Genomic DNA, 21,321 nt, shown 5'->3' on the forward strand with positions numbered 1-21,321 from the left:
ACAAAACACTCGAGAAAGGTGGAGGTGTACGATGAAAGACAAAGTGGAAAAAGTCCCGGCACAGCATCAAGACCGCCAGCCCGGCTTCGAAACGGAAATGGAACCGCGCCCGGATTTCCAGGGAAATCTGGCGGGTGCCTCGCAGCGCTTGCCTGGCAAGGCTGCTCTCATAACCGGAGGCGATAGCGGGATCGGCCGAGCCATCGCCGTCGCTTTTGCAAAAGAAGGGGCAGACGTAGCGATTTCCTATTTGGATGAACACGAAGATGCCAAGGAAACGAAGCAGCTCGTCGAAAAAGAGGGGCGCAAATGCTTGCTCATCGATGGGGACATCGGCGATGAAGCGTTTTGCAAACAAGTCATTTCGCAAGTGATCGAGGAGTTCGGGAAACTTGATGTGCTGGTCAATAATGCCGCAGAGCAACATGTACAGGAATCGCTAAAGGACATCACGGCGGAGCAACTGGAGAAAACATTCCGTACCAATGTCTTCAGCATGTTCCACCTGACAAAAGCCGCACTGGATCATTTGAAGCCCGGCGCTTCGATCATCAATACCACATCGATCACCGCATTCCGCGGCGAGCCAAGCTTAATTGATTATTCTTCCACGAAAGGCGCGATTCTGGCGTTCACCCGCGCCTTGTCCGGATCGCTCGCAAAAGAAGGTATCCGGGTCAACGGCGTCGCACCCGGCCCAATCTGGACACCGCTCATTCCGGCTTCCTTCCCGGCGGAAGAGGTCGAGGGATTCGGAAGCGGCACACCGCTCGGGCGGCCGGGACAGCCCGATGAACTGGCCCCAGGATATGTCTACTTGGCTTCAGACGATTCATCTTACGTGACAGGCCAAGTGCTTCACATAAATGGAGGCACGCCATATTAAGTATTTTTAGGCATTCGATCAGCCGAACTGATCGAATGCCTTTTTTATCCATAAAAAAAATAATTTACAGGAGGAGAGGTGCGTGACATATCTGAGCAATTGAGAACACCATTGAAGAAACCGATCTGGACATTGGCCTTATTGAATTTAACGGATGGTTTTTTAACTTATTGGGGGCTGTTGGCAGGGGCGATCGAAGAGGCGAATCCGCTACTCAGTGGGTTGCCGCCGCTTGCGATCTTTATGCTTAAGCTGCTGTTATCCGCTTGCCTTGCCGCGTTCCTCTTCACTCCGCTCGTGCGGCTTGAATCCCGGGTCTGGCATTATTTTCTTTTGGCAGCCAATTTCGTATATGTCGGCATATTATCGCTGCATATTATCTGGATCGTTTTATTGTATCTATAAAAAAATCCCCGGACAGCTGGGCTGTCTGGGGATTTTCTATGCCGGGGTCTGGCCGGCTTCTGATTCCGTATAGCGCAATGATTTTTTCGAAGCTTTGAAAAGGACAATCAGCGCAATGCTGAAGATGGCAAGCGCGCCGGAAAGGTAATAGATCGCGCCCGATTGCATCGTCAATAGCCAAGTGAAAAACAAGGGCCCGATGATGCGCCCGAGATTATCCATCGAATAGGTCATGCCCGCCGCTGTCCCGTATTTGCCGCCAGCTTCTTTGGAAGTGAGCGAGACGAGTACGGTGCGCGCGAGGGCATTGCCGGCAGTGAAGATGCTGAGTGCGACGCCCGCAAACACCAGGCTGGTCGTAAACGGCAACAGCACCAAGCCTAGAGCGGTGACGATCTGTGCGCCGATGATCCACTGCGTCTCCGTGCCGTTTTTCACGCGCCGGACAACACCGCCTTGGATGGCAGCATCCACAAAGCCTGATGCCATGAACAAATACCCAAGCTGGAGCGGGGTAATCTGGATTTGGTCAATCTGGAACAATTGGAACGTCGACTCCAATCCTGCGAGCAGGAAAGTCACCATGAAAGAGAACAGGAATAAATAACGGATGCGGTATTGCCAAAGTGTGCTGGCGCCTTTTGGCACTAGCTTGCGCTTGACTGCTTCGCCCCTGCGGACCGGTTCTTTCAAGACGATGCTGGCATAGGCCATCAATAACAGGACAAGGACAGCTGAAGCGGTGAACGGCAAGGACAGGGAGACTGCCCCGAGCAAGCCGCCGATCGCCGGGCCAAAAATGAAGCCAAGACCGATCGACATACCGAGAAGGCCCATGTATTTATTGCGCTCTTCATCTGTGGTGATGTCCGCGACATATCCCGTGATGGCTGTATAAAGTGCGCCCGAGAACAGGCCGCCGATAATGCGCGACATATACAGCAAGACGAGGTTATCGAGAAACAGCGAGAACAGGAAAAAGCTGAGCGCGAATCCGGCAAGCCCGACCAAAATCAGTTTCTTGCGGCCGGTACGGTCGGATAATTTGCCCCATAACGGTGCGGTGAAGAAGGAAGACAGTGCGTATATCGTGATCAATCCCCCGACATGGATGTCCGCGTATCCTTGCTGGACGACCACTTCAGGGAGTATCGGGATGATCAAGCCGAAGCCGAGATAGACGAAAAACTGGACGGACATGAGCAATAGAATGGTTTTCTTCATAAAGGAATTCCTGCTTTCTGCAAAGACTATTGTTTTCATTTTACTCTTGTTTGCCTCTTAGAACAACGGCAGCGGCAAAAAGAGGGGCAATGAAAAAGCTCCCGCTTGCCTGATGGCAGCCGGGAGCTTTTTGGAATCCTTTATTTATTCAATTTCACGCGCTGTAACCGCAATGCGTTCATGACGACGGAAACGGAACTGAACGCCATCGCTGCACCTGCGAGCCAAGGCGCAAGGAACCCGGCAGCGGCAATCGGGATGCCGACCGAGTTATAGGCGAGCGCCCAGAACAGGTTCTGCTTGATGTTGCGGACGGTCAGGCGGCTCATGCGCACGGCATCCGCGACACGCATCAAATCGCCTTGCATCAAGGTGATGTCTGCGGCTTCCATGGCAATCGCAGTGCCGGTGCCCATGGCCATGCCGATGTCGGCAGTCGCAAGCGCCGGCGCATCATTCAAGCCGTCGCCTGCCATCGCGACTTTACGGCCCTGTTCTTGCAATTTCGCCACATGTCCCGCTTTTTCAGCAGGCAGGACGCCCGCTACGACCTCATCGATACCGACTTGCCTTGCGATGGCGTCAGCAGTGCGCTGCTGGTCACCGGTCAGCATGACGACGCGGAGCCCCATGCGTTTCATTTCTTCGACAGCGGCTTTCGCGGAGTCTTTGATTGTATCCGCAACGGCGATCAAGCCGGCATATTTTCCGTCGACAGCGATGAACATGGCGGTTTTGCCGTCTTGTTCCAATCGTTCGGCAGCTTGTTCATCGACCGTCAAGCCTTCGAGCAAGCGGCGGTTGCCGACCCAAACGTCCTGGCCATCTACCTGCGCTTTGATGCCGTGTCCAGGGACTGCTTCGAATCCAGTGACCGGAAGGCCGGCGGAACCGAAGTCAGCGATTGCCTGTGCGACGGGGTGCTCGGATTCGCTTTCCGCGCTGGCAACGAGCCGTTTAAGACGCTCGGCATCGATATCCGGAGCCGGAACGAAGTCGGTGACGACCGGCTTGCCGTTTGTGATGGTACCGGTCTTATCGAGCACGATCGTATCGATATGCTTCGTCGTCTCCAGCGATTCCGCTGTTTTGAAGAGTACGCCTTGTTCAGCGGAGCGGCCCGAACCAGCCATGATCGAAGTCGGGGTGGCGAGCCCGAGCGCACACGGGCAGGCGATGACGAGAACGGCAACCGTGCTGGTCAGCGCCGCTGCGAAATCCCCGGGAGCTGCCAGGAAGTACCAGACGAGGAAGGTCACGATCGCGATTCCGACAACGATCGGGACGAAAATGCCGGAAATCTGGTCGGCCAGCCGCTGTATTGGCGCTTTCGAGCCCTGAGCCTGTTCGACAACGCGGATGATGTTCGACAGTACGGTATCTTTGCCGATTTTATCGGCGCGAACTTTTAGGGAACCATTGGCGTTCACGGTCGCGGCGTATACGGCGTCGCCTTCCGTTTTATCGACCGGCAAGCTTTCGCCTGTCAGCATCGATTCGTCGACCGCGGAACTTCCGGAGATGACGGCCGCATCGACAGGGATGGAAGCCCCCGGTTTAATCAGCAGGACATCGCCTTCTTTGACGTCTTCAATGGGCGCGCTGATGAATTCCCCGCCGCGTTCAACGAGTGCGTGCTGAGGCTGCAATTTCATCAGTTTTTTGATGGCATCGGACGAGCGGCCTTTCGCACGGGCTTCAAATACTTTCCCGAGGACGATCAAGGTGATCAATACGGCACTCGTTTCGAAATACAAGCCCATGTTATGGCCCATCCCCAAGTTGGCGAGGACGAGATAGACGCTGTAGAAATAGGCGGCCGATGTACCGAGCGCGACCAAGACATCCATATTGGCGCTTTTGTTTTTCAATGCGAAATAGGCGCCTTTATAGAAAGTCGCCCCGACCCAGAACTGTACCGGTGTCGCAAGCGCCCATTGGACGAACGGATTCATCAGGAAATCCGGGACGTACATCCAGGACGTGAACGTGAAATGGCTGAACATCGTCCATAGGAGCGGGAATGAGAAAGCGGCTGAGATCCAGAACAGGCGGGTCTTTTTCTTGATTTCCTGTTCCTTGTAATCGGTCGCTTCCTGCTGGTCCTGCTCAAGCACGGCGTCATAGCCGAGCGATTGGATTTTCTGGACAAAAGCTTCAGGGGTCAAGGTGCCCGGGCTGTAGACGACGTGCCCGCTTTCCATGGCGAGGTTGATGGTCGCGTTTTCGACGCCTTCCATTCGGTTCAGCGCTTTTTCGATCCGTGCAGAACAGTTCGCGCACGTCATGCCCTGGATCGAGAAATCGACTTCTTCTTGCTGTATGCCATAGCCGAGCTGTTCGACTTTTTGATGCAAATCCTTCAGATCGGATTGTTCATCATCGAAACTGACCGATGCTTTTTCGGTTGCGAAATTGACTGTTGCGGATGATACGCCGGGCAGCTTCTGCAGGCCTTTCTCGACCCGGTTTGCGCAAGCCGCGCAAGTCATGCCGGTAATCGGCAGTTCCGTTTGTTTAGTAGCCATGTATAATCCCACCTTCATACCTTATAGGGGTATATAGTTTTGAAAAAAATAACTGCGTTTCCGCAGTTATTCGCTTAATGCCGCTACATCATAACCTTGGTCCTCGATAGCAGAGGCGATTTGCGCCACATCCACGTTTGCGCTGTCATACGTGACATCGACTGCGCCTTGCTCAAGTGAAACATCCACCTTTTCGACACCGGACAATGCACCGACGCTGTCTTCTACGGATTTTACACAATGCTGGCAGCTCATGCCGCTTACTTGCAAATGGACTTGTTCTTTCATGGGAAATTCCTCCTTGGTATTTATATTATTACTTTCTCATCAACTTTTGGAACGTGACGAGCAGTTCGTCCAGGATCTCTTCATCGCCTGAAGCCAGGCGGTCTTTTACGCAGCCTTTCAAATGGCCATCAAGCAGCACTTTCGTCACGCTGTTCAATGCAGACTGGGTGGCAGCCAATTGGGTGATGATGTCATCACAATAGACATCCCGGTCCACCATGCCTTTGATGCCGCGTACTTGCCCTTCGATGCGATTCAGCCGATTCGTCAAATCGCGTTTGACCGAAGGGGGGTGATGGCTTTTTCTGCAGGCATCCGGGGCTGGCATTTCTTCGATTGCTTCACTCATTCAAAACCCCTCCATTTTTGACGGCGAATCATTCGCCAGCTTTATTCAATCGATAAGTGAATTATTTACGATTACAGCTTCAGTATACCTTAAGGGGGTATGCGTTTCAAGAGATTAACTCAAGCTTTGCATTTGTCATCAAATTGATACGTTTGAAACCTTGAAATGATGGTATTATATACGTAGATAAAGAAAAGTCAACTATTTCGAACGGAACAGTCACATCAGCGAGATCTGCACACGTCCAAATAGCAACAACTACTCTTAAAGAGGTGATCATGGATGATTAAAAATGGAGAGATCCGCAACATCGTATCAAATCTTGCAAAGCTTGGCGTCCAGGCGAAGATAACGAAATCCCGTGTAGAGCTGAGCAAAACGCTGGCATTGCCGCAACCGCCGCAAGCATCATCCCATTCTTCATAAAAAAACTCCGACGCCCAATGCGCCGGAGTTTTTATTTGCTTCATGAATTTTGCCGCGACCGGTCGAACATATAGTTCTTGTGATGGAACCGCATGCTGAAGACGACGCCGAGCGCGAGCATATTGCCGATCAAGGAACTGCCCCCGTAGCTGATGAAAGGAAGCGGGATCCCGGTGATCGGGAGCAATTGGATGGTCATGCCGATGTTCTGGAAAACATGGAAAGTGATCATCGCGATAATCCCTGCGCATACATAGGTGCTGAACGTATCCTTGAATTGAAGCGTGATCTTCGTCAAATGGTAAATGAGCATGAAGAACAAAATGATCACGGCACTTGCCCCGATGAACCCGAAATCTTCCGAGATGACGGTGAAGATGAAATCGGTGTGGTTTTCCGGCACGTACACTTGACGGCCTTGATAGCCTTTTCCGAACACTTCGCCCGAACCGATCGCATTCAAGGCGGCAATCAGGTTATAGCCGCCTGACTCTGCGTAGGAGTAGGGGTCGAGCCATGTGTAGATGCGCTCGAACATATAAGGCTTCAAGCCGAAGCGCCCAAGCAATTCCTGCATATTGAGTGTCATCCACAATAAGATGACGCCGACGAGCGCGACACCGCCGAAGCTCGGCAAGATGATTTTCCAAGAGATGCCCGAGACGACCACGATGGCCAGCGTAATGGCAATGAACACAAGCGCTGTTCCGAGGTCAGGCTGGAGCAGGATGAAGCCAAGTGGCATCGCCAGCATCACGGCAATTTTCCCGAGCAATAATAAATCGGTTTTGATGGTGCTCAGCAAATGATGTTCGTGATGTGAAGAAATCATTTTCGCGAGCGCTAAAATATAGAAGGTTTTCATGAACTCGGCTGGCTGGATATTGACGAATGGCGTGTGGAACCACGCTTTTGCGCCATTGATCGGCTGCGCGATCTGGCCTTGCCCGTCCGGTGCGACCATCAGGGCGAACAAGAGCAATAGGCCCGCCCCGTACAAATAATACGCCATCTTTTTGTATTGGTCGGTATCGAAGTACATCAATACAGCGATCATCCCGGCCGACACGATATAGAACAGCGCCTGGCGCGGGACAAAATTGGTCAAGTACTGCCCGGAAGTCTGGGCAGAAGAGATCGCGACCAAGCTGACGATGAAAAACAGGAACAATATAAAGGTGAGCGACCAATCGAAACGATCGGAAAAGCTCTTGTTAGTTTGCATATCAATTCACCCATACTTTTCTTAAACTATAACGCCCATCATTATACAGCATATGCCAAACTTGTGCGCATGCAAAAAGTAATGACGATTTGAAAACAGGAATGTTTCCTAACCGGCGCCCAAGCCGTATAATGAGAGAGGAAATGGAGTGGGGCACATGGAGAAAAAACCGTTGAAGGCGGATTTTTACATACAGCATTTATATATCTATGTGAGCGAAGCGGACAGAATGGCGCTTTTCAGCGGTTTTGGCTTTGGACACTTTCTCGAGGCGGTCGACATGCCGGAGAATTTATTGCTCTTGAAGCATCCGTATGAGGAAGCTTCTTTTAATATGCACACCCATCTGGACTTCGCGACAAAGGAAGAATACAGTCAGTTGAAAAGGGCCCGCTCCAATCGGAAAAGCGAGTTCTGCTGGGTGGATTTCCGCAGTGAAAAGCAATTGAATTCATTGACTCCCCAGGAGCAGGCGGAACTTCTCTACTTGGGGCATAAAAAAGAACCGGTGAAAAGCCCGTTCTTCACGACGCTGCAAAACGAGTACGTGTATTTGGCAGGTGAGGAAAAGGAATGGACCAAGATCTATTTCCGGCGCATGGAAAAACTCGGCGCATTGATTGCTAATCATTTTACGCAAATCATCCGCAAAGAAACGAATGGCCAGCATTTTTTCCGCCGCCGGATGAAGGACTTGATCCCGGAGCTGCCGAAAGAGCAATTCCATAAGCTGCGCATGGACATGGGCGAAGGGGTGCTGCTGTCGCTGGCTGATCCCGAAAAAACGAAAAATACGATTGAACTTCATGTCCGGACCGTCGGGGAAATCGATTTCATGGACGAGTTCTGGGAAGATCTCGGGGATACGATCCGCAAGCCGCTATCGGGACGGATTGTTTACGACCGAAAACAAAAAGGCTGGAAATGATACTCGGTAAGACGCGGGTATCATTTTTAGTTGGGGCGATTTTACAGCTGCTGACAAAAAGATTTTTCGGCTGACAGCGTTCGTGATAAACTAAGCAATATGCAAAACGAAATGAGGGTCACTAATGAAAAAACGAATTGGGCTTTTATACGGCGGCAAATCCGCTGAACACGAAGTATCGTTGACAACAGCGAGCGCATTCTCGAAAGCGCTTGATTTTGATAAATATGAAGTATACCCGATCTACATTACGCAAGAAGGCGAATGGCGCAAAGGCACTCCTTTGGCCGGACCGGTTTCTACTATAGAAGAGCTTCAGTTGCCGGGCGAAGAGGAACGTAAAAACGACATCTCCAGTTTCCTTCCAACTGGCCAGGAGCCGGCGCTCGACGTCATCATTCCGCTCCTTCACGGGCCGAACGGGGAAGACGGCACGGTGCAAGGCTTGCTTGAAGTGATGAACTTGCCGTACGTCGGCAATGGCGTCCTGGCCTCGTCGGCGGGAATGGACAAAGTGGTCATGAAGCAATTGTTCGAACAAGCCGGGTTGAACCAGACGCCTTACGTCTATTTCCTGCGCCGCGATTGGAAAAACGGACAGGACCTATGGCTGGATAAAGTCGAGCGGGAGCTGGCATGGCCGGTATTCGTCAAACCGGCGAACCTTGGTTCGAGTGTCGGCATCAGCAAAGCCGAATCACGCGAAGAACTGATTGCCGCGGTTGAGGAAGCACTTAAATTCGACCGGAAAATCGTCATCGAACAAGGCGTGGCCGGCCGTGAAATCGAAGTCGGCGTGCTCGGCAACGATGAGCCGGAATGCTCGGTGGCTGGCGAAATCAAACCGCTGAAAGCATTCTATGATTACCAGGCGAAATACAAAGACGGCAACACGGCGATGATCATCCCGGCGGAACTGCCCGAAGCGGTTTACGCAGAACTTGTCGAGTCTGCGAAAAAAGCGTTCAAGATCCTCGATTGTGCAGGGCTTGTGCGCGCAGACTTTTTTGTGACGGATAGCCACGAGATCATCATCAACGAAGTCAACACCTTGCCGGGCTTCACGCCATACAGCATGTTCCCGCTATTGTGGCAGCATACGGGCCTCGAGTACCCGGACCTCATCGAGAAACTTATCGAACTTGCTATCGAACGTTTTGAAGAAAAACAATTATTGCAATTTAAAATGGATTGAGTGGGGAGAACCTATGAAAAAACCGATTGAACAGATAGCCGGATGGCTGGACATCAAGACGAATTTAAAAGGGATTGAAGTGACTGGCGTGTCGATCAATACGCGGACTCTGAAGCCGGGCGATTTGTTCATTCCGTTCCGCGGCGAAAATGCCAATGGGCATAAATACGTCCGTTACGCGATCGAAGCGGGGGCTGCCGCTGCATTATGGCAGCGCGACGAACCCGAACCGCCGTCCGATTTGCCGCTATTGATCGTTGACGATTGCGAAAAGGCATTGCAGGAAATGGCGCGCGCCTACCGTAATGAACTCAAGGCGACCGTGATCGGCATTACCGGATCCAACGGCAAAACCTCGACGAAGGACCTGGTCGCGAGCGTCTTGAAGCCATACTATAAAGTGCAGAAAACACAAGGCAATTTCAATAATGAACTGGGGCTGCCGCTGACGATCCTGTCTTTGGATGAAGATACCAAATACGCTGTCCTTGAAATGGGCATGAGCGGCTTCGGGCAAATTCAATTCCTGTCAGAGCTCGCACGCCCGGATTACGCGGTCATCACCAATATCGGCGAAGCGCATATGCAGGACCTCGGATCGAGAGAAGGTATCGCCGAGGCGAAGTTCGAAATCGTCGCTGGGCTCGAACAGCATGGCAAGCTTTTCTATGACGGCGATGAGCCGCTATTACTGCCGTTTGTCGAAGATTTTACCCAAGCGGTATCGTTCGGCTTCGGCCCGGATAATGAACTGAGCGTGACCGACATCAAAGCGACGGAAGACGGCAGCAGCTTCCTGGTCAACGGCATCATCGACGCGAAGTTCTCCATCCCTGTGCTCGGCGAACACCAAGTGAAAAACACCTTGCCGGCGATCTTGATCGCCCTAGAAGCCGGATTGACGGAAGAAGAGATCCGCCGCTCATTGAAAAATGCAGCGCTGACCGATATGCGCATGCAGCTGGTCCCTGCAGAAAACGGTGCGGTATTCATTAATGATGCATACAACGCGGCGCCGACTTCCGTGAAAGCGGCATTGAATTTCATCCGGGAGACGACGATGAAAGAAACGAAATGGGCAGTGCTCGGCGATATGCTGGAACTTGGCGAACACGAGCAGCGCTTCCATGAAGAGCTGGCCGGTTCAATCGGCCCGGAACTCGAAGGCGTCTGCCTGTATGGCCCACGCATGAAATGGCTTTATGATAAACTAGCCGCTTCTTATGAAGGGAAGTTATTGTGGAGTGAAGACGATTATGGCCCGATCATCGACCTGTTGAAGAAAAACGTCAAGAAAGATACAGCTGTCCTCGTTAAAGGTTCACGCGGCATGGCGCTGGAAAAAGTCATCGAACCGTTTACCGGCCAATGAAAACCGGTGTGCTGTGCATCCATGGGTTTACCGGAGGCCCGTTCGAGGTCGAGCCGTTCGCTGACTATTTAGCGGAGCAGACGGATTGGGTAATCGAGATCCCGACATTGCCGGGGCATGGCGAAAAGCTGGAACTTGGCACGCAAAGTGCTGAAGTGTGGATGATGGAAGCGGAGCTTGCGCTGAAACGTTTGAAAGCGAAAGCCGACCGCGTCATCATCGTCGGCTTCTCGATGGGCGGGCTGATTGCACTTTATCTGTCGATGCGCTACAAGATCGACCGGCTCGTGTTATTGAGTGCCGCGGTAAAATATATCAGCCCGGTGCAGATGCGGGCAGAAGTGCGTGGAGCGCTGCGCGATTTGATCAGCAAACGGATCACCCAAAATGCGCTGTACCATTTATATGAATACAAATTCCGCAATACCCCGCTCCGTTCGACTGTCGAATTTTTGCGTGTTGTCAAAACAGTGGAACCGTATTACCACTTGATCGATGTGCCGGCCTTCATCGTCCAAGGGGAAAAAGACGGCATCGTCCCGCCGTCCGCAGCCCAGCACATTTATGACCATCTGGGTTCCGGGGAAAAGCACCTTTATCACTCGGCAACCGGCAAGCATCTGATCTGCTATAGCGACGACGCCGATGAATGGTTTCCGAAAGTCTTGGAGTTCATGCGCAAGGAACAGTAAACTGATAATTGGAACCTTTGCATATCAATTGCATGTCAAGGTGAAGCGTGTTATTCTGTTTAGAGCAATGGATACATTTTTGAGACACTCTTCCTCCGTGAAGAGGTTTTTTTTGAGCATAAACGGTTTGTTCTACTTACTGGGGAAGACAACCCCGCTGTGCAGACCGCTCGGCAACGACCGAGCTTTTCCTGTTCACACATCCCCTCTGACTTAAAACTCCAGAGCATGATTTTCGACGTGAAAGTTCTTAATAAAGGCTCGACCTTGTCATAAATTCATCTAAAATGTGTACCATTTGTAAATAAGATGAAGACAAAAGGAGATTGAAAAAATTTGGTTAAATTTACAGAATTAAACATCAGCGAAACAACATTGAAATCCGTAAGACGTATGGGCTTCGAGGAAGCGACACCTATCCAGGAAGGCACAATCCGCCTGGGCATGGAAGGCAAAGACATTATCGGGCAAGCACAAACAGGTACTGGTAAAACAACCGCTTTCGGTATTCCGTTGATCGAGAAAATCGATACACGCGACGGAAATGTGCAAGGTTTGGTCATTGCACCGACACGCGAATTGGCGATCCAGGTTTCTGAAGAACTTTACAACCTAGGTAAAGACAAAAACGTGCGTATCCTATCCGTATTCGGAGGCCAGGAAATCGGCCGCCAGATCCGCGCTTTGAAAAACCGCCCTCAAATCATCGTCGGCACGCCTGGTCGTTTGCTTGACCATATCAACCGCCGCACGCTGAAGCTTGAAAACGTCAATACGCTCGTGTTGGATGAGGCTGATGAAATGCTGAACATGGGCTTCATCGAAGACATTCAGTCCATCATGTCGAATGTCCCTGAAACCCGTCAGACGCTTCTGTTCTCCGCTACAATGCCGGATCCGATCCGCCGCATCGCTGAAAAATTCATGAAGACGCCTGAAATCGTCAAGATCAAGTCGAAAGAAATGACTGTCGAGAACATCGAGCAGTTCTTCGTGAAATCCGTAGAACGCGAAAAATTCGACATCCTTTCCCGCTTGTTGAACGTTCAGCAGCCGGAACTTGCGATCGTCTTCGGACGCACGAAGCGCCGCGTTGACGAATTGGCGAAAGCGTTGAACCTCCGCGGCTACCTTGCAGAAGGAATCCACGGCGACCTTAGCCAAGCGAAGCGCATGTCTGTTTTGAAGCAATTCAAAGCAAACAAAATCGACATCCTTGTTGCAACTGATGTAGCGGCACGCGGTCTTGATATCTCAGGCGTATCTCACGTATACAACTTCGATATCCCGCAAGACCCTGAAAGCTATGTCCACCGCATCGGCCGTACTGGCCGTGCAGGCAAAAAAGGTGTAGCCGTTACTTTCGTTACACCGCGCGAAATGGGCTACCTGTCGATCGTCGAAAGAACGACGAAGAAAAAAATGGAAGCTCTAGTTCCTCCAACTGCTGATGAAGCGGTCATCGGCCTACAGCGTGTTGCGATGGAACAATTGGAAACAATGACTGAGAAAAACAACCTCGGCAGCTACCGTGAACTTGCAGCGGAAATGCTGGAAAAACACGACGCAGTCGATTTGGTTGCAGCAGCGCTTAAAACGCTGACGAAAGATCCGGAAGATGCTCCAGTCCAAATTACTGAAGAGCGCCCATTGCCATCACGCGGCGGTGGCGGCTACAAAGGTAAAGGTGGCGGACGTTCCGGCGGAGGATACAAAGGCAAGAGCGGCGGCGGACGTTCGTCCGGCGGTGGCTATAAAGGCCGCCGTGACTCAGGCCGTCCTTCAGGGGGAGGGCGTCCTGGACGCACTCGCCGTCACGAATCCTAAAATCCAATCCACAAGACTACAAGACGGGGGACCGGCAGCAACTGCCGATTCTCCGTCTTTTTTGTCGTTTCGGAATAAGGTACAATGAAATGAAACGTTCCGGTTCATGAAACGTATAGATGAAGAGAGTACTCTTGATTGGAGATGACATAATGAACCATCAACCGAAAAACCGGATCTCGCGAAAGGGGCTGACTGTCTGGCGCCTCTACGGAACGATCGAGACAGCGGTTGTCGCTGTGCTGTTGGCGGGCATGGGGACCCTTACATATTTCTTCGACTGGCCAAATTGGATTTATGCCGCAGCGGGAGGCGTCTTGGTGCTGTTCGCATTCCTGTTCATCTATCTATTCCCGAAGATCCGCTGGGAAAGGTGGCGTTACGAAGTGCGTGACCAGGAAATCGAATTGCAGCACGGCCTGTTCATCGTCAAACGGACGCTTGTGCCGATGGTCCGCGTCCAGCACGTCGACACCGAACAAGGGCCCATTCTCCGCAAATATGACCTGTCGGAGATCTCCATTTCGACTGCCGCGACAACCCATACCATTCCAGCATTGATAACGGAAGAAGCGGATGAATTGCGCTCCCGTATTTCCGTGCTCGCAAGGGTGGCGGAAGATGATGTCTGAGACACGCTACAAACTGCATCCCATTTCAGCACTCATTAATTTCCTTAAAGGCTTAAAAGAATTGATCTTGCCTTTCGTCATCATTTTCGGAGCGAACTTGTTCCGCGAAGACGGCATTTCGGGCATGTTCAACCAGGGCTGGCAAGGCTTATTGCCGCTGCTTATCGGCGGCGTGGTGCTGCTGTTCATGCTGATTGCCGGCATCATCAAATGGAAACGCTTTGTCTACTGGTTTGAAGACGGGGAGCTGCGGATCGAGTACGGGTTGTTCGTCAAAAAGAAACGCTACATCCCGTTTGAACGGATCCAGAGCCTGAACTACACGGAGGGGATTTTCCACCGGCCGCTCGGGCTCGTCAAAGTGAAAGTCGAAACGGCCGGCTCCGGAAAAGCGGGACAGTCGGAAGCGGAACTGACCGCCATTTACCGGGCGGAAGCCGACCGTATCGAACAGGAAATGCATATGGCGAAACGCGGTTATGCACCGCAAGCCGGGCCGGGTGGCGAAAAGCTCTATGGGCCGGCCGAAGCCGAGCCGCCACGCGATGAGCCTGTGGAAGAACAAGCGCGTGTTTTGTACCGCATGAGCATGAAGGAATTATTGGTGCTCGCGACCACTTCCGGAGGGATTGGCGTCGTCATTTCCGGTGTGGCTTTGTTCTTATCGCAATTCGCAGAGTTGATCCCATACGATGCCATCTACGAGGAAGTCATGCTATTCATGCGCTTCGGCTATCTGGTTGTTGCATTGACCGTGTTCGCGGGGCTATTGCTTGCGTGGGTCATTTCGGTGGCCATGACACTCATCGCCAATTATCAATTCACCATCCATGCAGACGATGAACGGATCTACATTACAAGAGGCTTGTTGGAAAAGAAAAAAGTCTCTGTGCCGTTTAACCGCGTGCAAGGCATTAAAATGACGCAAAATCCACTGCGCCAATTATTCGGCTATGTCAACGTCACGGTCGAAAGCGCAGGGGGCACCTTGGCCGATAAAGATGAAAAGATCCGTTTATTCCCGCTTGTTAAGCAAGAGAAGATGAAGCCGGTCCTGGATGAACTGTTCCCGGATTTCGACTGGACTCCGGAATTGACCCGCTTGCCGAAAAGAAGCCGCCCGTTCTTTTACCGACTGTCGATCGGCTGGCTCGTTCCGGCATTCGCGGCGCTCGGCTATTTCTTCTATCCTTATGGCTTATGGGCGATTGCGGTCGTTCCGGTCATCGTTGCCATCGGCCTCTGGCAGCACCGTTCGGCGGGATACTCCATCTCGGGGCGCCAATTGACGGCGCAATTCCGCGGCATCAGCCTGCATCGCTTTTACATGCTGAAAAAACGCATCCAAGTAGTTGCGGTAACACGGACGATTTTCCAGCGCCGCCGCGATGTCGCGTCTGTCCATGCGACGATCAAATCAGGCATGCTCGGAGCCACCGCGCTAGTGCCGAATCTGGCTCGGGAAGATGCCGAATGCATCCTGGCCTGGTATGAACCATCGAGGCAGCGCCAGGCAATCGATCAGGAAACAACGAAAAACCCTCAACCGAATGAAATCGGCTGAGGGTTTTTTCAGGAGGGTCAGCGGCGGTTTTTGGCGCGCCAGCTGACGATGCGTTTCGGATGGAAATAGCTGAGCCCGATGAGGAAGCCGGTGATCATGCCGGCGATGTGCGCCGTGACGTTGATGTTCGGTGTCACAAATGTCATGACTATACTAATGACAATGATCGGGAGTATAATTTGTTTGAGCTGCGGCAACGCACGGCCGCCGTAATAGACGAGCGCGCCGAACGCGCCGAAGATCCCGAAGATCGCGCCGCTAGCCCCGACATGTACATAATCGAGCGGCTGCAGGAAATACGTGGCCGCCGATGCGAAAAGGCCGGCTAGCATATAAATCGTGATAAAGCGCATCTTGCCGGTCAAACGCTCAAGCTCCGGCCCGAATAAAAACAGCGAGAACATATTGAACAGCAAATGCATAAAGCCCCCATGGAGGAAGATCGGTGTTACAAAGCGCCACCACTCGCCATTCGCGATGTGGAAGTTCGACCCGACGCCATAATAGTAAATGTATTCACCGAGCATCGGCAAAAATGTCAGTAAGTGAATGAGGACATTCAACGCAATCAACGTCGATACGACTGGGTACATTCTTAAATACTGTGAAAAACTTTCTCTTCTGATAAACAATAAGGTCACCTCAATTTCATAGCTTTATTATACCCGTTACCCATTTGCGAATGAAAGGAGAAACCTTTATGATAACAGGAATCGGTCTTGATATCGTCGAGCTGGAGAGAATCCGCAGGCTCGATGAAAGGTCTTCGAAATTCCGCGAACGTGTCCTGACCGAAACGGAACTTGCCGAGTATCTTCTATTGAAGAACAAACGCAGGACCGAATTTCTGGCGGGCCGCTTTGCAGCGAAAGAAGCGTTCGCCAAAGCCCGCGGAACCGGAATCGGCGCAGCCTGCCCTTTTTCGGATATGGAAATCAGAAAAGATGCAAACGGCAAACCCGGCATGTTTTTCCGCGGTGCGGAATGCGGGTTTGTTTCAATCACCCACTCAAAAGAATTTGCCGCCGCGCAAGTTGTTTTGCAAACCGAATGAACAGGATGTGTAGATTATGGAAATGTATCGACCGACAAAAGCAGTCATCAACTTAGAGGCGATCCGGAATAACCTGTCAGCATTCCAAAAACGGGCTGGCGGCGCTGAAGTGATCGCAGTCGTTAAAGCGGACGGCTATGGCCACGGGGCGGAAGAAGTTGCCCGCACTGCCGTTGAAAACGGCGTCCGCCTGCTCGCTGTCGCTACGCCAGATGAAGCGTTATTATTGCGTCGCGGGGGAATCGAGCAGGATATCCTCGTCATGGGGGCAGTGCCCGCTGCTTTTGTGCCGGTAGCGCAACGCGAAAATATCATCGTTACCGCCCTGTCGCTCGAGTGGATCGAGTCGGCAGAGAAAGCTGCCGTTTCAGGACAGCCGCTCCGTGTCCATTTGAAAGTCGACACCGGCATGGGGCGTCTCGGCATACAACCCGAGGAAGCGGAAGCGGCATTTGCCAAACTGGCTTCGGATGTATTTTCGTTTGATGGCATCTTTACGCATTTTGCCGCAGCAGACGATGAGGACACGTCACTTTTTGAGCAGCAAGCCGAGCGGATGAACGGCGTGCTGGGGCAAGTGCCTGAAGGAGTCATGGTTCACGTGTCGAACAGTGCTGCGGCGCTCATGCACCCGTCTGTCGCTTGCGATGCCGTCCGGATCGGCATATCGCTCTATGGCATCGCGCCGTCACCTTATGTTGGCGAACATTCGCCGATTGCGCTTGAGCCGTCACTGAGCCTGGAAACGGAAATTGTCCACATCAAGAAAGTGCAGCCAGGTGCGACAATCAGTTATGGCGCGACGTACCGGAGCGAAGGGGAAGAGTGGATTGCCACGCTTCCTGTCGGCTATGCGGACGGCATGCTGCGCGGCTTGCAAGGACAGGAAGTACTGGTCCGTGGCCAGCGGGCGCCGATTGTCGGGCGCATCTGCATGGACCAATGCATGGTCCGCCTGAAAGAGCAGCTGCCCGTCGGAGAACCGGTCCAACTGATTGGCCGTCAAGGGGACGGGGAAATCTTGATCGATGAATGGGCCGAAAAGCTGGGCACAATCCCCTATGAAATCCCTTGTATTTTGACGAAGCGGGTTCCGCGCGTCTATGTGAATGGCACCAAAAATGCCGGATCGCCTTTTCAGCCGAACGATTCAATGGTAAGATGAGAAGGTAAATTAGACAGAGATCGGGATTTTCGGAGGTGTCGGCTGTGTACGAGAAGTCAAAGACGAAAGAAGTGGTAGTTAAATTGCCGAAGCAATTCATGTCGGAACTTACTGCCCACTCAAACGAACGCATTGAGGAAAACGGTGAATTTATCTATGTATCGACTCAACGGGTAACAAAAAATGTCTACGATTCATATCATATTCGGGAAGCGATGATCAAGGGCTATGTGGAAATGTCGCAGATCAACCTGTCAATTGCCTGCGAATGTTCGCACGCTGAGTACGAAGCGGAGCACACGACAGTGCAACTCGTAAGCGGAGGGTGACAACTTGATTGTAAAACGCGGGGATGTTTTTTTCGCAGAATTATCACCGGTCGTCGGGTCTGAGCAAGGGGGGACCCGTCCGGTCTTGGTGATACAAAACGATATCGGGAACCGGTTTAGTCCAACAGTGATCATTGCGGCGATCACCGCCCAGATCCAGAAAGCCAAATTGCCGACCCACGTGGAAATCAACGCCAAAAAATATGGCTTTGAGCGTGATTCTGTTATTTTGCTTGAACAATTGCGGACGATTGATAAATCGCGTTTGACGGATAAGATCACACAGCTGGACGATGCGTTGATGGAAAAGGTGGACGAAGCCTTGGAAATTAGTGTCGGACTTGTAAAATTTTAGCATACATACTCCATGGAAATACCCCGAGATGGCTTTTCTCGGGGTGTTTTCGTATAGAAAAGCATCATAAATCGGGACGGTTCATCAAAAAAGATGTGAAATGCTTCGTTTTCCGATACAATGGATAGACAAGTATGAAATTGTGGCTGCAAGAGTCACCGGGAGGGTTTTACGACAAGATGAACAAACAAATGGCTACATATATACAGGAAAACATGACCGGCGTCATTGCTGAATGGCAGCAAATGATGAGAGATGAGAGGGATGAACGCTCATTTCAGGTAATGTCAGAAGAGATGGTGAATCAGACGAGCCGTGAATTCGCTGGTTTGATGACTTCGAGCTTGCTGGAAAGCAACGAAGTGTATGAAAGCCGCTTACAGGATTTCGCCGACAAGGTGGTTCGCCTGGGCTGGTCCATCACGTTCATGACAAAAGCGATCGATCATTTCGCTGAAATCGTCTATGAAGGAATGCGGGATTCCGGCATCATCCACCAGGAAAATATGGATGGGTTCATCCATGAATTTTCCAATTGGGCAACGCCGATCCGCAACAGCATGATCGATACATACTCCAAAACGTGGGAGCGCACGGTCAGCTTGCAGAAGATTGCGTTGCAGGAACTCTCCGCTTCCCTGATCCCGGTATTTGACAAGGTTTCAGTCATGCCGCTCGTCGGCACAATCGATACGGAGCGGGCGAAATTGATTATGGAAAACCTGCTCGACGGCGTCGTCAAGCACCGTGCGGAAGTGGTGCTGTTGGATATCACGGGCGTGCCGGTCGTCGATACGATGGTCGCCCATCACATTATCCAAGCCGCCGATGCAGTCCGCCTGGTCGGGGCGAAATGCATGCTCGTCGGGATCCGTCCGGAAATTGCCCAGACGATCGTAACGCTCGGCATCAATTTGAACGACTTTACGACAACGAGCACATTGCAGCGCGGCGTAGAACAAGCGTTGGCTTGGACAAACCGAAAAATTGTGGAGGTTGAGGAAGCATGAATGTGAGAATCCCGATTCTAAAACTGAAAGATACATTAATTGTTTCGATCCAATGGGAACTGGATGACCAGACGGCTTTGCAGTTCCAGGAAGATCTTTTGACTAAATTGCATGAAACCAGTGCCCGCGGGGTGGTCATCGATTTGACGTCCATCGACTTTATTGATTCATTCATTGCCAAAGTGCTGGGAGATGTTATCAGCATGTCCAGCCTGATGGGGGCAAGAGTGGTTATTACCGGTATCCAGCCGGCAGTTGCCATCACTTTGATCGAGCTCGGAATTCGACTTGAAGACGTTATGACGGCACTTGACCTAGAGAACGGCTTGGAGAAACTTCAACTGGAATTGGAGGCTTGAAGATGAGCGACCAATCCTCAGTGGAAATCTTAACGGAATGGGATATTGTAGCGGCACGGCAGCTTGGGCGCAATGTCGCCAAAGAGCTCGGCTTCGGCACCGTGGACCAAGCGCGGATCACGACAGCCATCAGTGAGCTTGCCCGCAATATTTATTTATACGCCGGCCAGGGCAGGATTGAAATCCAGCAGCTGACCGAAAACGGCATGAAGGGAATCCTGATCATCGCTGCCGATAGCGGCCCGGGGATCCCGGATGTCCGGAAAGTGATGGAAGACGGATTTACGACATCAGGAGGATTGGGTGCAGGCCTGCCGGGTGTCAAGCGCTTGATGGACGATTTCAAGATCGAAACGATCCAAGGCGAAGGGACAGATATACGGGCTACGAAGTGGCTCCGCTAGGGGGAACGCTAAATGCCTCAACACATTGAAGCACAGTACCAGGAAATTCTGAACGAATATGTAAAAAAGCAGACGGAGCAAAATTTGTACGTCGGCCAAAATTTCAGCAGGCAACTCATTCTGGAGAACATCTCTCCTGAAGAAGTGATCAGTATGCACAAAGCAGCCATCCGGGAGCTCTATAGCGATCTCCCGGATGTTGTTTGGCATTCTTTCGATTTTCTGATCGAGATGATGATCAATTATGGATTGGCCCTGCAGGAACGCCAAAGTTTGCTGAAGCGCCAGGAAGAGCTGAAAGTGGAAATGGACTTGGCGGCCAATGTGCAGGAAACTTTGCTCAAGACGAAATTGCCGTCACTCGATGGCTTGGATATCGGCTTATTGTCGATACCGGCCAAGAAGATGAACGGGGATTATATTTATTTTGTCAGTGATTACGATGGATACGCTGGGGTGGCTGTTGCCGATGTGATCGGCAAAGGCCTCCCGGCGGCTCTTTGCATGTCCATGATCAAATTCGGCATGGACAGCCTCAACAGTTCACACGCCATGCCGAAAGACGTGCTCAGCGTCATTAACCGGATCGTCGAGAAAAGTGTCGATGATTCGATGTTCGTGTCGATGTTCTATGCGAATTATGACGCAAGCGCGGCCAAGCTCACTTACGGATCGGCCGGCCATGAACCTGCCATCCTCTACCGTGCGAATACAGGGGGATTTGACGAGCTCGAAGCAAAAGGCTTGCTGCTGGGTGTTTCCCCGGCAGCGGTTTATGAAGAGCATTCCGTCACCTTGGGAAAAGGCGACATGGTCATCATGATGACCGACGGGGTGACCGAGGGCCGGACAGAGGAAGGCTTTATCGAGCGGGATGTCATTTATGAATTGATTGAGCAAAAGAAAGATGAACCGGCTCAGGCAATCGTCCAGCACGTCTACGATGAACTCGAACGGATGCAAAATGCAGAACTTCAGGATGATTTCACTTTAGTGATTTACAAGAAGGTTTAATTCCATGTTTAAAGGCATTGAATAGCGGGTAACAAGGCTTAGAATGGCTTTTTTCAGCCGAATTGAATCATACAAAACGGGGTGTCATAT

24 protein-coding genes are annotated in these 21,321 nt (G+C 51.6%); 18 read left to right on the forward strand and 6 right to left on the reverse strand.

What is annotated here, in order from left to right:
* Window positions 1-31 precede the first annotated feature (31 nt).
* Window positions 32-886 carry an SDR family oxidoreductase gene (locus DP119_RS10025; protein WP_112233054.1) on the forward strand — a complete coding sequence of 285 codons (855 nt, stop codon included), beginning with the start codon at window positions 32-34 and terminating at the stop codon, window positions 884-886.
* 78 nt (window positions 887-964) lie between these two features.
* Window positions 965-1,291: a DUF5658 family protein gene (locus tag DP119_RS10030; protein WP_112233055.1), complete on the forward strand. Its 327-nt coding sequence runs from the start codon at window positions 965-967 to the stop codon at window positions 1,289-1,291.
* Window positions 1,292-1,327: 36 nt separating this feature from the next.
* Here DP119_RS10030 and DP119_RS10035 read toward each other — a convergent pair whose 3' ends face one another.
* The 4 genes from DP119_RS10035 to DP119_RS10050 form a co-directional block, all read right to left on the reverse strand.
* Window positions 1,328-2,515: an MFS transporter gene (locus DP119_RS10035; protein ID WP_112233056.1), complete on the reverse strand. Its 1,188-nt coding sequence runs from the start codon at window positions 2,513-2,515 to the stop codon at window positions 1,328-1,330.
* A 140-nt stretch (window positions 2,516-2,655) separates the two neighbouring features.
* Window positions 2,656-5,043, reverse strand: coding sequence for a heavy metal translocating P-type ATPase (locus DP119_RS10040; RefSeq protein WP_112233057.1), 2,388 nt, complete (start codon window positions 5,041-5,043; stop codon window positions 2,656-2,658).
* A gap of 66 nt (window positions 5,044-5,109) precedes the next feature.
* Window positions 5,110-5,331, reverse strand: coding sequence for a copper chaperone CopZ (gene copZ / locus DP119_RS10045; protein WP_068872065.1), 222 nt, complete (start codon window positions 5,329-5,331; stop codon window positions 5,110-5,112).
* Between the two features lie 28 nt (window positions 5,332-5,359).
* Complete coding sequence (locus tag DP119_RS10050; RefSeq protein WP_068872067.1) at window positions 5,360-5,680, reverse strand: metal-sensitive transcriptional regulator; 321 nt, start codon at window positions 5,678-5,680, stop codon at window positions 5,360-5,362.
* 282 nt (window positions 5,681-5,962) lie between these two features.
* Between DP119_RS10050 and DP119_RS15840 the strand changes: the two genes are divergently transcribed.
* Window positions 5,963-6,106, forward strand: a complete 144-nt coding sequence (locus DP119_RS15840) for an Lmo0850 family protein (protein WP_167399213.1) — start codon at window positions 5,963-5,965, stop codon at window positions 6,104-6,106.
* Window positions 6,107-6,146: 40 nt separating this feature from the next.
* On the opposite strand, the gene DP119_RS10055 is transcribed toward DP119_RS15840, so the two are convergent.
* Window positions 6,147-7,331, reverse strand: a complete 1,185-nt coding sequence (locus DP119_RS10055) for an FtsW/RodA/SpoVE family cell cycle protein (protein ID WP_112233058.1) — start codon at window positions 7,329-7,331, stop codon at window positions 6,147-6,149.
* Window positions 7,332-7,488: 157 nt separating this feature from the next.
* On the opposite strand from DP119_RS10055, the gene DP119_RS10060 reads away from it, so the two are divergent.
* From DP119_RS10060 to DP119_RS10090, 7 genes are all read left to right on the forward strand, one after another.
* Window positions 7,489-8,259, forward strand: a complete 771-nt coding sequence (locus tag DP119_RS10060; RefSeq protein WP_112233059.1) for a hypothetical protein — start codon at window positions 7,489-7,491, stop codon at window positions 8,257-8,259.
* Window positions 8,260-8,383: 124 nt separating this feature from the next.
* Window positions 8,384-9,454 carry a D-alanine--D-alanine ligase gene (locus DP119_RS10065; protein WP_112233060.1) on the forward strand — a complete coding sequence of 357 codons (1,071 nt, stop codon included), beginning with the start codon at window positions 8,384-8,386 and terminating at the stop codon, window positions 9,452-9,454.
* 13 nt (window positions 9,455-9,467) lie between these two features.
* The gene (locus tag DP119_RS10070) at window positions 9,468-10,826 is read left to right on the forward strand and encodes a UDP-N-acetylmuramoyl-tripeptide--D-alanyl-D-alanine ligase (RefSeq protein ID WP_112233061.1); all 1,359 of its coding nucleotides are present in this window, start codon (window positions 9,468-9,470) and stop codon (window positions 10,824-10,826) included.
* A complete protein-coding gene (locus tag DP119_RS10075; RefSeq protein WP_112233062.1) occupies window positions 10,823-11,518 on the forward strand; it encodes an alpha/beta hydrolase in 696 nt (231 codons plus the stop codon). The genes DP119_RS10070 and DP119_RS10075 overlap by 4 nt, the downstream gene beginning before the upstream one ends.
* 336 nt (window positions 11,519-11,854) lie before the next feature.
* The gene (gene cshA, locus DP119_RS10080) at window positions 11,855-13,345 is read left to right on the forward strand and encodes a degradosome RNA helicase CshA (protein WP_112233063.1); all 1,491 of its coding nucleotides are present in this window, start codon (window positions 11,855-11,857) and stop codon (window positions 13,343-13,345) included.
* 152 nt (window positions 13,346-13,497) lie between these two features.
* On the forward strand, window positions 13,498-13,977 hold the full coding sequence (locus tag DP119_RS10085; RefSeq protein ID WP_112233064.1) for a PH domain-containing protein: 480 nt from the start codon (window positions 13,498-13,500) through the stop codon (window positions 13,975-13,977).
* Window positions 13,970-15,541 carry a PH domain-containing protein gene (locus tag DP119_RS10090; RefSeq protein WP_112233088.1) on the forward strand — a complete coding sequence of 524 codons (1,572 nt, stop codon included), beginning with the start codon at window positions 13,970-13,972 and terminating at the stop codon, window positions 15,539-15,541. The genes DP119_RS10085 and DP119_RS10090 overlap by 8 nt, the downstream gene beginning before the upstream one ends.
* A gap of 17 nt (window positions 15,542-15,558) precedes the next feature.
* On the opposite strand, the gene DP119_RS10095 is transcribed toward DP119_RS10090, so the two are convergent.
* A complete protein-coding gene (locus DP119_RS10095; protein ID WP_058381780.1) occupies window positions 15,559-16,173 on the reverse strand; it encodes a rhomboid family intramembrane serine protease in 615 nt (204 codons plus the stop codon).
* A gap of 68 nt (window positions 16,174-16,241) precedes the next feature.
* Here DP119_RS10095 and acpS point away from each other — a divergent pair, with 68 nt between their 5' ends.
* The 8 genes from acpS (at window position 16,242) to DP119_RS10135 (ending at window position 21,231) form a co-directional block, all read left to right on the forward strand.
* A complete protein-coding gene (gene acpS / locus DP119_RS10100) occupies window positions 16,242-16,595 on the forward strand; it encodes a holo-ACP synthase (protein WP_112233065.1) in 354 nt (117 codons plus the stop codon).
* Window positions 16,596-16,611: 16 nt separating this feature from the next.
* On the forward strand, window positions 16,612-17,760 hold the full coding sequence (alr, locus tag DP119_RS10105; protein ID WP_112233066.1) for an alanine racemase: 1,149 nt from the start codon (window positions 16,612-16,614) through the stop codon (window positions 17,758-17,760).
* 44 nt (window positions 17,761-17,804) lie between these two features.
* Window positions 17,805-18,089: a transcriptional regulator gene (locus DP119_RS10110; RefSeq protein ID WP_112233067.1), complete on the forward strand. Its 285-nt coding sequence runs from the start codon at window positions 17,805-17,807 to the stop codon at window positions 18,087-18,089.
* Between the two features lie 4 nt (window positions 18,090-18,093).
* Window positions 18,094-18,444 carry a type II toxin-antitoxin system PemK/MazF family toxin gene (locus tag DP119_RS10115; protein WP_058381776.1) on the forward strand — a complete coding sequence of 117 codons (351 nt, stop codon included), beginning with the start codon at window positions 18,094-18,096 and terminating at the stop codon, window positions 18,442-18,444.
* Window positions 18,445-18,623: 179 nt separating this feature from the next.
* Complete coding sequence (locus tag DP119_RS10120) at window positions 18,624-19,454, forward strand: RsbT co-antagonist protein RsbRA (protein WP_112233068.1); 831 nt, start codon at window positions 18,624-18,626, stop codon at window positions 19,452-19,454.
* Window positions 19,451-19,813, forward strand: a complete 363-nt coding sequence (locus DP119_RS10125; RefSeq protein ID WP_058381774.1) for an STAS domain-containing protein — start codon at window positions 19,451-19,453, stop codon at window positions 19,811-19,813. Before DP119_RS10120 ends, DP119_RS10125 begins: the two co-directional genes overlap by 4 nt.
* A gap of 2 nt (window positions 19,814-19,815) precedes the next feature.
* Complete coding sequence (locus tag DP119_RS10130) at window positions 19,816-20,217, forward strand: anti-sigma regulatory factor (RefSeq protein ID WP_058381773.1); 402 nt, start codon at window positions 19,816-19,818, stop codon at window positions 20,215-20,217.
* 12 nt (window positions 20,218-20,229) lie between these two features.
* On the forward strand, window positions 20,230-21,231 hold the full coding sequence (locus DP119_RS10135; RefSeq protein ID WP_112233069.1) for a PP2C family protein-serine/threonine phosphatase: 1,002 nt from the start codon (window positions 20,230-20,232) through the stop codon (window positions 21,229-21,231).
* Window positions 21,232-21,321: the final 90 nt, after the last annotated feature.

Origin of the sequence: Planococcus maitriensis (assembly GCF_003289925.1) — a bacterium.
In the GTDB taxonomy this organism is placed as follows: Bacteria; Bacillota; Bacilli; order Bacillales_A; family Planococcaceae; genus Planococcus; species Planococcus maitriensis.

What these genes read in the sequence shown, in the direction of transcription:
- DP119_RS10025 (WP_112233054.1), top strand. Translation starts at nt 32, where the DNA reads ATGAAAGACAAAGTGGAAAAAGTCCCGGCACAGCATCAAGACCGCCAG.
- DP119_RS10035 (WP_112233056.1), bottom strand. Translation starts at nt 2,515, where the DNA reads ATGAAGAAAACCATTCTATTGCTCATGTCCGTCCAGTTTTTCGTCTAT.
- DP119_RS10040 (WP_112233057.1), bottom strand. Translation starts at nt 5,043, where the DNA reads ATGGCTACTAAACAAACGGAACTGCCGATTACCGGCATGACTTGCGCG.
- copZ (WP_068872065.1), bottom strand. Translation starts at nt 5,331, where the DNA reads ATGAAAGAACAAGTCCATTTGCAAGTAAGCGGCATGAGCTGCCAGCAT.
- DP119_RS10050 (WP_068872067.1), bottom strand. Translation starts at nt 5,680, where the DNA reads ATGAGTGAAGCAATCGAAGAAATGCCAGCCCCGGATGCCTGCAGAAAA.
- DP119_RS15840 (WP_167399213.1), top strand. Translation starts at nt 5,963, where the DNA reads ATGATTAAAAATGGAGAGATCCGCAACATCGTATCAAATCTTGCAAAG.
- DP119_RS10055 (WP_112233058.1), bottom strand. Translation starts at nt 7,331, where the DNA reads ATGCAAACTAACAAGAGCTTTTCCGATCGTTTCGATTGGTCGCTCACC.
- DP119_RS10060 (WP_112233059.1), top strand. Translation starts at nt 7,489, where the DNA reads ATGGAGAAAAAACCGTTGAAGGCGGATTTTTACATACAGCATTTATAT.
- DP119_RS10065 (WP_112233060.1), top strand. Translation starts at nt 8,384, where the DNA reads ATGAAAAAACGAATTGGGCTTTTATACGGCGGCAAATCCGCTGAACAC.
- DP119_RS10070 (WP_112233061.1), top strand. Translation starts at nt 9,468, where the DNA reads ATGAAAAAACCGATTGAACAGATAGCCGGATGGCTGGACATCAAGACG.
- DP119_RS10075 (WP_112233062.1), top strand. Translation starts at nt 10,823, where the DNA reads ATGAAAACCGGTGTGCTGTGCATCCATGGGTTTACCGGAGGCCCGTTC.
- DP119_RS10085 (WP_112233064.1), top strand. Translation starts at nt 13,498, where the DNA reads ATGAACCATCAACCGAAAAACCGGATCTCGCGAAAGGGGCTGACTGTC.
- DP119_RS10090 (WP_112233088.1), top strand. Translation starts at nt 13,970, where the DNA reads ATGTCTGAGACACGCTACAAACTGCATCCCATTTCAGCACTCATTAAT.
- acpS (WP_112233065.1), top strand. Translation starts at nt 16,242, where the DNA reads ATGATAACAGGAATCGGTCTTGATATCGTCGAGCTGGAGAGAATCCGC.
- alr (WP_112233066.1), top strand. Translation starts at nt 16,612, where the DNA reads ATGGAAATGTATCGACCGACAAAAGCAGTCATCAACTTAGAGGCGATC.
- DP119_RS10120 (WP_112233068.1), top strand. Translation starts at nt 18,624, where the DNA reads ATGAACAAACAAATGGCTACATATATACAGGAAAACATGACCGGCGTC.
- DP119_RS10125 (WP_058381774.1), top strand. Translation starts at nt 19,451, where the DNA reads ATGAATGTGAGAATCCCGATTCTAAAACTGAAAGATACATTAATTGTT.
- DP119_RS10130 (WP_058381773.1), top strand. Translation starts at nt 19,816, where the DNA reads ATGAGCGACCAATCCTCAGTGGAAATCTTAACGGAATGGGATATTGTA.
- DP119_RS10135 (WP_112233069.1), top strand. Translation starts at nt 20,230, where the DNA reads ATGCCTCAACACATTGAAGCACAGTACCAGGAAATTCTGAACGAATAT.